Origin of the sequence: Nocardioides sp. T5, from assembly GCF_048161455.1 — a bacterium.
In the GTDB taxonomy this organism is placed as follows: domain Bacteria; phylum Actinomycetota; class Actinomycetes; order Propionibacteriales; family Nocardioidaceae; genus Nocardioides.
Genome location: NZ_CP182415.1, coordinates 256,704 through 269,165 on the forward strand (window position 1 = coordinate 256,704; position 12,462 = coordinate 269,165).

At 73.0% G+C, this 12,462-nt stretch carries 9 protein-coding genes, 1 tRNA gene, 1 other RNA gene and 1 pseudogene; 9 read left to right on the plus strand and 3 right to left on the minus strand.

Annotated elements, in window-relative coordinates; all coding sequences use genetic code 11:
* Positions 1-15: 15 nt before the first annotated feature.
* A complete protein-coding gene (locus ACNKF0_RS01200) occupies positions 16-1,317 on the plus strand; it encodes a UDP-N-acetyl glucosamine 2-epimerase (protein WP_416955134.1) in 1,302 nt (433 codons plus the stop codon).
* Between the two features lie 91 nt (positions 1,318-1,408).
* Positions 1,409-2,791, plus strand: a complete 1,383-nt coding sequence (locus tag ACNKF0_RS01205; RefSeq protein WP_416955135.1) for a flavin-containing monooxygenase — start codon at positions 1,409-1,411, stop codon at positions 2,789-2,791.
* Here the strand turns inward: ACNKF0_RS01205 and ACNKF0_RS01210 are convergent.
* From ACNKF0_RS01210 to ACNKF0_RS01220, 3 genes and pseudogenes are all read right to left on the minus strand, one after another.
* Positions 2,771-5,530 carry an AAA family ATPase gene (locus ACNKF0_RS01210; protein WP_416955136.1) on the minus strand — a complete coding sequence of 920 codons (2,760 nt, stop codon included), beginning with the start codon at positions 5,528-5,530 and terminating at the stop codon, positions 2,771-2,773. The genes ACNKF0_RS01205 and ACNKF0_RS01210 overlap by 21 nt on opposite strands.
* Before the next feature lie 139 nt (positions 5,531-5,669).
* Positions 5,670-5,758, minus strand: a tRNA-Ser gene (locus tag ACNKF0_RS01215).
* Positions 5,759-5,882: 124 nt separating this feature from the next.
* Positions 5,883-5,948 (minus strand): annotated as a pseudogene (locus tag ACNKF0_RS01220) (hypothetical protein); the annotation flags it as partial.
* A 29-nt stretch (positions 5,949-5,977) separates the two neighbouring features.
* Here ACNKF0_RS01220 and ffs point away from each other — a divergent pair.
* From ffs to ACNKF0_RS01255, 7 genes are all read left to right on the plus strand, one after another.
* An RNA gene (gene ffs, locus ACNKF0_RS01225) (signal recognition particle sRNA small type) lies at positions 5,978-6,068 on the plus strand.
* An 81-nt stretch (positions 6,069-6,149) separates the two neighbouring features.
* Positions 6,150-8,324, plus strand: coding sequence for a DNA polymerase III subunit gamma and tau (locus tag ACNKF0_RS01230; protein ID WP_416955137.1), 2,175 nt, complete (start codon positions 6,150-6,152; stop codon positions 8,322-8,324).
* A gap of 53 nt (positions 8,325-8,377) precedes the next feature.
* On the plus strand, positions 8,378-8,755 hold the full coding sequence (locus ACNKF0_RS01235; protein WP_299931262.1) for a YbaB/EbfC family nucleoid-associated protein: 378 nt from the start codon (positions 8,378-8,380) through the stop codon (positions 8,753-8,755).
* A 10-nt stretch (positions 8,756-8,765) separates the two neighbouring features.
* Positions 8,766-9,362, plus strand: coding sequence for a recombination mediator RecR (recR, locus tag ACNKF0_RS01240; RefSeq protein WP_299931261.1), 597 nt, complete (start codon positions 8,766-8,768; stop codon positions 9,360-9,362).
* A 37-nt stretch (positions 9,363-9,399) separates the two neighbouring features.
* Positions 9,400-9,981 (plus strand): DUF5063 domain-containing protein, encoded by a 582-nt coding sequence (locus tag ACNKF0_RS01245; protein WP_299931260.1) that lies wholly within the window; start codon positions 9,400-9,402, stop codon positions 9,979-9,981.
* 90 nt (positions 9,982-10,071) lie between these two features.
* Complete coding sequence (locus ACNKF0_RS01250; RefSeq protein WP_299931259.1) at positions 10,072-11,370, plus strand: aspartate kinase; 1,299 nt, start codon at positions 10,072-10,074, stop codon at positions 11,368-11,370.
* A complete protein-coding gene (locus tag ACNKF0_RS01255; RefSeq protein ID WP_416955138.1) occupies positions 11,367-12,425 on the plus strand; it encodes an aspartate-semialdehyde dehydrogenase in 1,059 nt (352 codons plus the stop codon). The genes ACNKF0_RS01250 and ACNKF0_RS01255 overlap by 4 nt, the downstream gene beginning before the upstream one ends.
* The last annotated feature ends 37 nt before the right edge of the window (positions 12,426-12,462 follow it).

Genomic DNA, 12,462 nt, shown 5'->3' on the forward strand with positions numbered 1-12,462 from the left:
CACCCGAAGGAACCCATGTCCCACGAGAACAGCCAGCACATCGTCGTCGTCGGCACGAAGCCCGACATCATCAAGCAGGCGCCGATCTACCACGAGCTGCGCGACCGCGGCCACGACGTCGTGCTGTGCCACACCGGTCAGCACTACGACCACAACCTCTCGCAGTCGATGCTCGACGAGTTCGGCGTCCGCGAGGACATCAACCTCGAGGTGCGCGGCGGCGTCAACGACCTCGTCTCCGGCATCACGGCCAAGCTGGCCCAGTACCTGCGCGGCTTCTCCGAGCGCGGCGGCTTCCCCATCACCTACGTCCACGGCGACACGACCACCGCGATGGCCGGCGCGCTCGCCACCTTCGGCGAGCGCCAGGCGCTGGTCCACGTCGAGGCCGGGCTGCGCACCCTCTCGCCCAGGCCCGAGGTCCTGAAGGGCTGGATCGAGCAGGGCGCCGACCTCGACTGGGCGTCCTTCCGTGAGCAGTCGATCGACCGCGCCAGCTGGGCCAAGGGGAGCCGCGAGCCCTCGCCCGAGCAGTTCAACACCCGGGTCGCCGACGCCGGCTCCGACCTGCACGCCGCCCCCGTGGAGCTCAACCGCGAGTTCCTCGTCGAGGAGGGCTTCGCGCCCGCCGCCATCGACGTCGTCGGCAACTCCGTCGTCGACGCCCTCGCACAGGCGGTCGCCGGCAGCGACAAGAACCAGGTGCTCCAGAAGTTCCCGCAGATGGGCGACGGCTCGTTCCTGCGGTTCTGCGTGCACCGCCGCGAGAACACCACCAACCGCGACCGCTTCAACCTCCTCATGGACGCGATGGAGGCACTGCTCGAGCAGGGTCACCACGTCCTCTTCATCCGCCTCCTCGGCACCGAGGCCGCGATCGACAACTTCGGGCGTCGCCAGTGGCTCGAGGACCTCGAGGCCAGGTACGGCGACGCGCTCATCTCGACGCCCGTGTGGGACAGCTACCTCGACGTCGTCGCCGCGATGTCGATGTGCGCGGTCATCGTCACCGACTCCGGCAGCATCGTCGAGGAGGCCAACGTCCTCGAGGTGCCGTGCGTGACCCTGCGCTTCGGGTCCGACCGCTCCGAGACGTTCCTCGCCGGCAGCAACTTCCTCGCCCCGCCCGTCGACAAGGACCTGATGACCAGCGTCATCCACAACGTCTTCGAGCACCGCGCCGAGTTGTCGTGGGACCGCGTCTACCCCGAGCGGGCCTCGGCGATGCTCGTCGACGCCGTCGAGCGACGCCTCGACGAGGGGAGCCTGCTGATCTCCGAGGAGTGGCGCTACGGCCTGAAGGCCCAGCTGCGCTGAACCCCTGCCCGATCGCGGGCCTTGCGTGTTTCTACTGATGACCACGCGGCGCGTGGCGCTCCATCCTGTCGTGGGAGGGATGGAGGGGGACATGGAGATCCGCGCCACCGGCCGGGACGTCGTCTGCGTGATCGGCGCCGGCCCCGCCGGCCTGGCGACGGCGGTCGAGCTGTCGCGGTCCGGCGTGGACTTCGTCTGCTTCGACCAGCGTCCCGGGCCCGGGGGAGTCTGGTGCCCACAGGACACCACCGGCATGACCCACGCCTGGCCGACGCTGACCCTCAACAGCCCGCGGGGCTGGTTCGAGCTCAGCGACCACCCGATGCCGCGCAGCTACCCGGACTTCCCCCGGGCCGACCAGGTGTCGGCCTACCTCGAGGGGTGCCTCGACCACTACGGCATCCGTGACCGCTTCGAGTGGGGCACGGGGGTCGTCCGGGTGGAGCCCGGGCCCGACGACTGCTGGCGCGTCACCCTCACCACCGGCGAGACCAGGCTCTTCACGGCGGTCGTCGTCGCCAACGGCCACCACAACGAGCCGTTGCTCCCCGACTTCCCGGGCGAGTTCTCCGGCGGGACCCGGCACTCCCAGACCTACCGCAGCCGCGACGAGTACGCCGGCAAGCGGGTGCTCGTGGTCGGCTTCGGCAACAGCGGCAGCCAGATCGCCGCCGACGTCAGCGCCGTCGCCGACACCACGGTGCTCGCGATCCGCAGGGGCGGCTACGTGCTGCCCCACTACGCGCGCGGGCTGCGCATCGACCGGGCGATGCCGTCCTGGCTGGGGTTCCTGGTCAACGCCTACCTCCCGCGCCCGATCGCGGGGCCGCTGCTGACGGCGTACTGCCGGCTCGTCGTCGGGTCGCCGACCCGCGCGGGCCTGCCGCGCCCCGACCACCACTTCGGCTCCGCGCTGCCGACGGTCACCGCGGACCTGCCGGCCCGGATCGATGCCGGGCTGGTCCGGCTGCGGCCGCAGGTCGCCCGGCTCGCCGGCAGCAGCGTGGAGTTCACGGACGGCAGCCGGGAGGAGGTCGACGAGATCATCTACTGCACCGGCTACCGCACCACCACGCCGTTCCTCGACGCGGCCGTCTTCGACTCCGACGACAACCGCGTCCCCCTCTACCTCCGGGTCTTCCACCCCGAGCACCCGTCGCTGCACTTCGTCGGCTTCCTGCAGGCCGTCGGCTGGGGGTTCCTGCCGCTCTTCGAGTCGCAGGCGCGCCTGGTCGCCGCCCACCTGAGCGGCGCCTACGTGCTCCCGGACCCTGCCCGGATGCGCAGCGCGATCGTGGCCGACCTCGACCGGGTCCGCCGGAACTTCGTGGACTCCTCGCGCAACCGCTACCAGATGAACGGCGCGGTCTACCAGCACGAGTGCCGGGTCGAGCTGCGTCGGGGCGCCCGACGGGCCGGAGCGGGCGAGCAGGGCTCGACGCGTCGCGGCCGGCTAGCCTCCCTCGCCCGGTGAACGCTGGTTGTGGGCGAGGGCGAGCTCGGTGCGGTTCTTGACGCCGAGCTTGGCGTAGGTCCGGTAGAGGTGCGACTCCACGGTGCGGACGGAGGTCCTGAGCGCGGCGGCGACCTCGGCGTTGGTCCGGCCCGACGCCACGAGAGCGACCACCCGCAGCTCGGTCGGCGTCAGCGCCGCCCACCCGTCCCGGGGCCCCTCCTCGACAGGAGTCACCGGTGCGGCTGCCCGGGCGGCGAGCTCGAGACGGTCGGCGACGCGCACCATCCCGACGTCCGCGCAGTCCGCGACGACGGCCCGGAGCCGCGCTCCGGCCTCGGGGGCGCCGGCGCGGAGCAGCAGCAGGACCGCGGCCTCGTCGTCGAGCCGGACCTCGACCGGCCGACCTCCCGCGGCGTGGACCTCTCGCGCCCGTGCGACCAGTGACAGGTCGCCCTCCACCAGGCCGCGGCAGCGGTCCACGTGGGCGTCGACGTTGGCCCGCCCGGCACGCGATCCCGCCGCCATCACAGCCACCACGTCCCGCGCGGTGCCCAGCTCCCCGGCCAGCACGCTCATCCGCACCAGGTCGGGGCCGAACAGCGTGAGCGCGGCGTTGGCGTGGACGGCCTCGGCGAGGCCCCACGCCTGGACGAGGAGGGCGTGCGCCGCCCCGGGCTGCCCGAGCGCCTCGAGGTGCAGCGCGCGGATCCAGGCGAGCCAGTCGAGCCCCACCTGGACCCCACCGGCCGCGATGGCCCGGTCGCCCTCGTCCAGGTGCTCCGCCGCCCGGTCCAGTGCCCCGGCGTGGACCGCGACACCGGCCAGCACCGCGTGGGCCCAGGGCGCGGCCAGCGCGATGCCCTCCTCGGCCGCGATCCGCAGGCCCTCGTGGCACTCGCGCTCCGCCGCCGACCACCGTCCGGCGTTCCAGTGCCCGAGCGCGACGGCGTACCGGTAGAACGGCACCGCCCACCTGGCGCCGAGGTCGTCGGCGATCACCAGGCCCTGCCTCAGCGTCTCGGCCGCGGCAGTCGAGTGGCCGGCGCTCTCCAGCGCGAGCCCGTGGAACAGCCGCGGCGCCATCCGGTGACCGGCGCCGTGGGCGCTCTCGTCGGCCAGGCGTACGGCGGTGGCGGCGGGCTCGACGGCGTCGGCGTGGTAGCCGCCGAGGTTGAGGACCCAGGCCCGCACGCTCCACGCGAGCACCTCCGCGAAGCGGTCCGGGTGCGCCTCGCAGGCCGCGAGCGCCGCTGTGGCGCACGTCTCGGCCTCGGCGAGCTCGAGGGCGAACATCGCCATCGCCGCGGTGAGCGCCTCCGTCCACGCGCGGCTGTCGGGCTCCCGGGGCATGGCGCGTGCCCGGTCCAGTGCCTCGGCCGGTCGCCCGAGGATCGTCAGGCACCGGATCCCGGTCTCCTCGGCTGCCAGCCGGCTGGCCGGGCGGGCGGCACCGCGGAGCCGGTCGGCGAGGGCGAGGGCACTGGTCGCGCGGCCGGACCAGAAGAGTGCGTCGACGAGCCCCACCTGAGCGGCCGTCGCCTCCGGTCCGACGTGGCCCGCCAGGGCGACCGCCCGCTCGAACAGGTCGACAGCGGTCGCCGGCGCCCGCTCGACCATCGATCCGGCCACGGACGTGAGCACCGCGGCGGCCTCGTGGTCGATGCCCTGTCCCGATCGCAGGAACTGCGCCGCCACCCGGTCCGGCGTCGCGCCGGCGTCGAGGAGGCGGTGACCGACCTGCCGCCTGAGCTCGGGCACGGAGCCGGCTGGCAGGTCGGCCTCGACGGCCTCACGGACGAGCTCGTGGCTGATCCGGAGCTCCTCGCCGTCCTCGACCACCACCCCGGCCTCCCGGCACCGCTGGACGGCGCCGACCAGGTCGAGCACGTCGCGCCCGGTCGCCGCCGCCAGCTCGGCGTACGACGCGCGCCCGTCGAGGAGCGCCAGGGCGCGCAGCACCAGCGCGGGTCGCTCCTCGAGGTCGACCATCCGGCGCAGCACGGCCGAGCCGTCCGGCAGCGCCTCGGGCGTGCTCAGCTCGATCGACCCGTCCGACAGGTCGTGGAGCAGGCCGGTCCGGCGCGCCTGGGCGACGAGCTGCTCGACCAGGAACGGATTGCCGCCGGCCGCGACCAGCCGCTGTCGCAGGCGCGGGCCCGGCCGGCCACCCACCAACCGCCCGGCGAGCTCGATGACGTCGGGCTCGGGCAGGCCCTCGAGGCGCACCACGTCGGCGTCGGCCTCCCGGCAGCGCTCGACGAGCGCGTCGAGGGCCGGTGACCGGGGCGCGGGGCGGCGGGCCAGCAGGAGCGAGAGGGGAAGCGTGTCGGTCAGGTCGACCAGGGCGCCCATCGCACCCAGGGTGTCGGCGTCGGACCAGTGCAGGTCGTCGACCATCACCACGGTCGTCCCACCCTCCGCGGCCGCCCGGACCGCGGAGCGGACGAGGTCGACCACGGCGGAGTGCGGAGCCGCCGGCGTCTCCAGCGGCGAGCGTCGGCCGGGGTCTGGGACCGGGAGGCCGAGCCCCAGCGCGTCGAGCAGTCCGCCCGCGGGACGTACGTCGTACCTCCGGGTCGGCACGTGCACGCGCTGGACGTCGGGCACGCGCCGGCCCAGGTCGGTGAGGAGCCGGGTCTTCCCCACGCCGGGCTCGCCCTCCACGAGCACGAGGGCGCCGGTGCCGCTGCCGATCCGGTCGGCCAGGGCGCGCAGCAGGTCGGTCCGGCCAAGGCCTTCCGGCCCGCTCAGAGCCACCCTGCGACTCCCGTCCCCTGCACGCGCGAGGGCACCATGGTCGCAGATCCGCCGGCCGGCTCCGTCGTACGAGATCGAGGCGCAGGAGCGCCAGACGCACCAGGACCTCCACTCGAGCGAGTGGAGGTCCTGGTGGTGGTGGCGGAGGTAGGGGGATTCGAACCCCCGAGGGCTATTAACCCAACCCGCTTTCCAAGCGAGCGCCATAGGCCACTAGGCGATACCTCCGCGGAGGAGCGTACCGGTCGGTTCGGGGCCGGTGAAATCGCGTGCGCTCACCGGGGCTCGGTGCGGACCCGTACGACGAACGCGCCGAGGTTGTCGCGGAGTCGCGCTTGCCGCGGATGTAGAGGGGGCACGCGAGGTCGGAGCAGATGGAGGTGCCGACCGAGTTGCCGCGCTGCCCGGGTTTGGGCACCGGTTATCGGCTCGCCTAGACTCCCCGGCAACCCCCCACGCGGCGTCACCTCGCCCAATTCCCCCAGGGCCGGAAGGCAGCAAGGGTAAGTGAGCTCTGACGGGTGCGTGGGGGGCCTCTTCATGTCCGGGTACGTGGTGGCCCGCAGCCGGTGTGCCCGGCCCGTGGTCGCTGTGGGTGGGCACGGTTAGGGTTCACGACGTGGAGTCACCGCTCGCGCTCTATCGCCGCTACCGGCCCGAGACCTTCCAGGAGGTCATCGGGCAGGACCACGTGACCGAGCCGCTCCGGGCCGCGCTGGCAGCCAACCGGGTCAACCACGCCTATCTCTTCTCGGGTCCGCGCGGGTGCGGCAAGACCACCTCCGCCCGCATCCTGGCCCGCGCGCTCAACTGTGCGCAGGCGCCGATCTCCGACCCCTGCGGCGAGTGCGACAGCTGCCGCGACCTCGCCCGCGGCGGCCCGGGCTCGATCGACGTCATCGAGATCGACGCGGCCTCCCACGGTGGCGTGGACGACGCCCGTGACCTGCGGGAGAAGGCGTTCTTCGCCCCGGTGCGCGACCGCTACAAGGTCTACATCATCGACGAGGCCCACATGGTCACCACGCAGGGCTTCAACGCCCTGCTCAAGCTCGTCGAGGAGCCGCCGCCGCACCTGCGGTTCATCTTCGCCACGACCGAGCCCGACAAGGTGCTGCCGACGATCCGCTCGCGCACCCACCACTACCCCTTCCGGCTGATCCCGCCGCGCCTGCTGAGCGACTACCTGTCCCAGCTCGCCGGAGAGGAGGGCGTGGCGATCGAGCCGGCCGCGCTGCCCCTCGTCGTACGTGCCGGGGCCGGGTCGGCGCGCGACACGCTGTCCGTGCTCGACCAGCTGCTCGGCGGTGCCGGTGCGGCCGGGGTCACCCACAAGCTCGCGACCGACCTGCTCGGCTTCACCCCCGACTCGCTCCTCGACGAGGTGGTCGAGGCGTTCGCCACCCGCGACGGCGCGACGGTGTTCTCGGTGGTCGACAAGGTCGTGGAGACCGGGCAGGACCCGCGCCGCTTCACCGAGGACCTGCTGCGCCGGCTGCGCGACCTGGTCATCGTCACCGCCGTGCCCGACGCTCCGGCGACCGGGCTGATCGACGTCTCGGAGGACGCCGGTGAGCGCCTCGTGGCCCAGGCCGCGCGCTTCGGCGCGATCGAGCTCAGCCGCGCCGCCGACATCGTGGCCGCCGGCCTCACCGAGATGCGGGGAGCCACCGCCCCACGCCTGCTGCTCGAGCTGCTCTGCGCACGGGTCCTGCTGCCGGGCGCCGACCACACGTCCGACGGCGTGATGGCACGCCTCGAGCGGCTCGAGCGCCGCATGGACGTCACCGGAGCCCCCGCGCCCGCCGCGCGCGACGAGGCCCCGGCCGCCCCGCCCCGGACCGCACCCCAGCCCGCGCCCCAGGCGGCGCCCGCGGCCGCGCCCCAGCCCACCTCCCAGGCGGCACCCCAGCCCGCAGCCCCGTCGCGCAGCGACGAGCCGGCTCCGCCGCCGCCGATGCCCACGGCGGCCCCGTCCGCTCGCGACGACGGTCCGCCGCCGCCCCCGCCGATGCCGGGTCCGCCGGCGCAGGAGCCCTCCACGCCGCAGGCGCCCCCGGTCGTCGCCGAGCCGACCCAGGCCCCGGCCGCCGCTGCCGGACCCGACGCCCCGGTCGCCGAGCAGCCGGCCGGTCCGCGCGGCGGCCTGAGCCTCGTCGACGTACGCCGGCTGTGGCCCGACATCCTCGAGCAGACCAAGAACCGTCGTCGCCTCGCCTGGATGGTGCTGTCCCAGCACGCCCACGTGGTCGACGTCGACGGCGTGCGGCTGACGGTCGGCTTCGCCAACTCGGGCGCGCGGGACTCCTTCGTCAACGGCGGATGCGACGAGATCCTGAGGCAGGCCGCGATCGACGTGGTCGGCATGGACTGGCGCGTCGAGTCGATCGTCGACCCGTCGGGCGCGGCCGCGCAGGCGCCGGTCGTGCGCCAGGCGGCCACCGACCCCACGGCGCCCGCCGTCCCTGCCGCGGCGCCGGCCGGCCCTCCCGGCACGCCGGGGCAGGAGGCTCCTGGCGCGCCGCCCGACTGGGTGACCGGCGCCGCCGCGCCTGCCGCTCCCGCCGCGCCTGCCGCTCCCGCCGCTCCGCCGCCGGTCTCGGCCGCACCCGCCCGTGAGGCGCTCGAGGCCGCCCGGTCCGGGGGGCCGACCGAGCCGACCGGTCCCGTCCGCTCCGCCGACGACGACGTGGACCCCGACGATCCCGACGCCGACTCCGCGGCCATCGACACCGAGTCGCTGCTCAGCCAGACGCTCGGCGCCAAGCTGATCGAAGAGATCAAGAACGACTGACCCGACCCGATGACCAGGCCCCACCCGACCCCAGACCAGCAGCGGGAGACCCGATGACCCAGAACCCCTTCGACGCCCTCGGTGGCGGCGGCTTCGACATGAACGCCCTCCTGCAGCAGGCGCAGCAGATGCAGCAGCAGCTCGAGGAGGCGCAGGCCAACCTCGCCCAGCAGACCGTCGAGGGCACCGTCGCGGGCGGTGCCGTGACGGTGACCGCCAACGGCGTCGGCGAGCTGGTCGGCGTGGCCATCCGCTCGGGCGAGTTCGACGGCACCGACCCCGACGACCTGTCCGACCTGTCCGACCTCATCGTCGCGGCCTACCGCGACGCGCGCGCGAAGTCCGAGGCGCTGGCCGGCGACCAGCTCGGGCCCCTGACCGAGGGCCTCGGCGGAGGCGGCGGCATGCCCGGCCTCCCCGGGCTCGGCTGAGGGGACCTCGTTGTACGAAGGTGTCGTCCAGGACCTGATCGACGAGCTGGGCCGGCTGCCCGGCGTCGGTCCCAAGAGCGCGCAGCGCATCGCCTTCCACCTGCTCCAGGCCGAGCCCACCGACGTACGTCGTCTCGCCGACGTGCTGATCGAGGTCAAGGCCCGGGTGAAGTTCTGCTCGATCTGCTTCAACGTCAGCGAGGACGAGCAGTGCCGGATCTGTCGCGACGAGCGGCGTGACCCGAGCGTGCTGTGCGTGGTGGAGGAGTACAAGGACGTCGTCGCGATCGAGCGCACCCGCGAGTTCCGCGGCCGCTACCACGTGCTCGGCGGGGCGATCTCGCCGATCGACGGCATCGGCCCCGACCAGCTGCACGTCAAGGAGCTGATGCCGCGCCTGGCCGACGGCACGGTCACCGAGGTCATCCTCGCCACCGACCCCAACCTCGAGGGCGAGGCCACCGCGACCTATCTCACGCGCCTGCTCCTGCCCATGGGGTTGCGCGTGACCCGCTTGGCGAGTGGACTGCCTGTGGGCGGCGACCTCGAGTACGCCGACGAGGTGACGCTCGGCCGAGCCTTCGCGGGAAGGAGATCAGCAGAGTGATCGACGGATGCACAGCTGTCAGAAGGGGTCCAGTGCCGTGAGCGAGATCGACGAGAGGGTGTTCGGCGAGCAGATCGCCGACTCCGTGGAGAGCTTCCTGCTCGCCCTGCGCGCCATCGCGCGTGAGGGCAACGGTGCGCAGGCGGTCTCGCTGCTGCTCCTCGAGATCAGCCAGGTCTTGCTGGCCGGTGCCCGGATGGGCGCCCAGCACGACTTCACCCCGAGCGAGGAGTACCAGCCCGACGTGGGGCCCGAGGCCGACATCGACGACCTCCGGCTGCGGCTGGCGGAGATGCTCGAGGGTGTCGACGCCTACACCTTCGTCTTCGACCCCTACGTCCCCGAGGTGGTGGAGAGCCGGCTCTCCGACGACCTGGCGTCGATCGCCATCGACCTGGAGAACGGCCTGCGCCACTTCCGCGCGGGTGATGTCGACGAGGCGCTGTGGTGGTGGCAGTTCTCCTACGTCAACAACTGGGGCAACCTCGCCGGCGCCGCGCTCAACGCGCTGCTCACCGTCGTGGCCCACGACCGGTTCGACACCGACTTCGAGGCCGACGCCGACGTCGTGGCGGTCGCGGATGAGATGCTCGGGAGCCCCCCGACCGCCCAGCCGTAGAATCGGCGGTGGCCTGGCGGCAACGGCGCCGGCGGGCTCGCCAGAGCACCGCGGCCGCTGACGGCCGCACACCGATCCCGAGGACCAACCGTGGGCATTGTCGTGCAGAAGTACGGCGGCTCCTCCCTCGCCGACGCCGACGCCATCAAGCGCGTCGCCCGGCGCATCGTGGAGGTCAAGAAGTCCGGCCACGACGTGGTCGTCGCCGTGTCCGCCATGGGCGACACCACCGACGACCTCTACGACCTGGCCAACGGCGTCTCACCGCTGCCGCCGGCGCGCGAGATGGACATGCTGCTCACGGCCGGTGAGCGGATCTCGATGGCGCTGGTCGCGATGGCCATCAGCGACCTGGGCTACACCGCGCGGTCGTTCACCGGCTCGCAGGCCGGGGTGATCACCGACTCGGTGCACGGCAAGGCCAAGATCATCGACATCACGCCGGGTCGCATCACCCAGGCGATCGGCGAGGGCCACATCGTCATCGTGGCCGGCTTCCAGGGGGTCTCGGCCGACACCAAGGAGATCACCACGCTCGGCCGCGGCGGCACCGACACCACGGCGGTGGCGCTGGCGGCGGCGCTCGAGGCCGACGTGTGCGAGATCTACACCGACGTCGACGGCGTGTTCACCGCCGACCCGCGCATCGTGCCGAGCGCCCGCAAGCTCGACAAGGTCTCCTACGAGGAGATGCTCGAGCTCGCCGCGTGCGGCGCCAAGATCCTGCACCTGCGGTGCGTGGAGTACGGCCGCCGCTACGGCATCCCGATCCACGTCCGGTCGTCGTTCAGCCAGCTCGAGGGCACCTGGGTCGTCAACGACCCCCGAGCCCACCCCAGCCTCAGCGGACCCACCGAGGAAGACACCATGGAACAGCCCATCATCGCCGGCGTGGCCCACGACCGCAGCGAGGCCAAGATCACCGTCGTCGGCGTGCCCGACAAGGTGGGCGAGGCCGCCCGCATCTTCGAGGCCCTGGCCGACGCGCAGATCAACCTCGACATGATCGTGCAGAACGTCTCCGCAGCGGCCACGAGCCTCACCGACATCTCCTTCACGCTGCCGCGCACCGACGGGCAGGTCGCGATGACCGCGCTCGCCCGCATCCAGGCCGAGGTCGGCTACGACAAGCTGCTCTACGACGACAAGATCGGCAAGGTCTCGCTGATCGGCGCCGGCATGCGGTCGCACCCCGGCATCACCTCGAAGTTCTTCGCCGCGCTCGCGTCGGCGGGGGTCAACATCGGGATGATCTCCACCTCCGAGATCCGCATCTCGGTCGTCGTGGACGAGAACGCCGTCGACGACGCGGTGCGCGCCACGCACACCGCGTTCGACCTCGACGCCGACGAGGTCGAGGCCGTGGTCTACGGAGGCACCGGACGATGAGCAGCGAGGTCAAGCCGGTCAACATCGGCATCGTCGGAGCGACGGGGCAGGTCGGCGTCGCGATGCGCCAGATCCTGCTCGAGCGGAACTTCCCCGCGGACCAGGTGCGCTTCTTCGCCTCGTCCCGCTCGGCCGGCACCGTGCTGCCGTTCGGCGACCGCGAGATCACCGTCGAGGACGCCGCGACCGCCGACCCGGCGGGTCTCGACATCGCGCTCTTCTCCGCAGGCGCCACGACCTCGCGCGCCCTCGTGCCGAGGTTCGTCGAGGCCGGCGTGATCGTCGTCGACAACTCCTCCGCCTTCCGCAAGGACCCCGACATCCCGCTCGTGGTCTCGGAGGTCAACCCCGACGCGATGGGCGGTGTCATCGAGGCCGGGCGCGGCGTCATCGCCAACCCCAACTGCACGACGATGGCCGCGATGCCGGTCCTCAAGCCGCTGCACGAGGAGGCCGGGCTGACCCGCCTCATCGTGTCGTCGTACCAGGCCGTCTCCGGCTCCGGCGTCGCCGGCGTCGACGAGCTCGCCAACGCGGTGGCCGCGGCGGGCGACAAGGCGCGCGAGCTGGCCTACGACGGCTCGGCGATCGCCCTCCCCGACCCGGTGGCCTACGTCGAGCCGATCGCCTACAACGTCCTGCCGATGGCGGGCTCGATCGTCGACGACGGCCTCAACGAGACCGACGAGGAGCAGAAGCTCCGCAACGAGTCGCGCAAGATCCTCGGCCTGCCCGACCTGCTCGTCTCCGGCCTCTGCGTGCGCGTCCCGGTCTTCACCGGCCACTCGCTGGCGATCAACGCGGAGTTCGAGCGGCCGATGACCCCCGCCCGCGCCCGCGAGCTCCTCGGCTCGGCGGCCGGCGTCGAGCTCGACGAGGTGCCGACCCCGCTCAAGGCGGCGGGTCGCGACCCGTCGTACGTCGGACGGCTCCGGCAGGACCCGGGCGTCCCGGACGACCGCGGTCTCGCGCTCTTCATCAGCAACGACAACCTCCGCAAGGGCGCTGCCCTCAACACCGTGCAGATCGCGGAGCTGATCGCCGCCGCTCGCTGAACCTGTCGGCCCGTGCACGGCCTGACAACATCAGGAA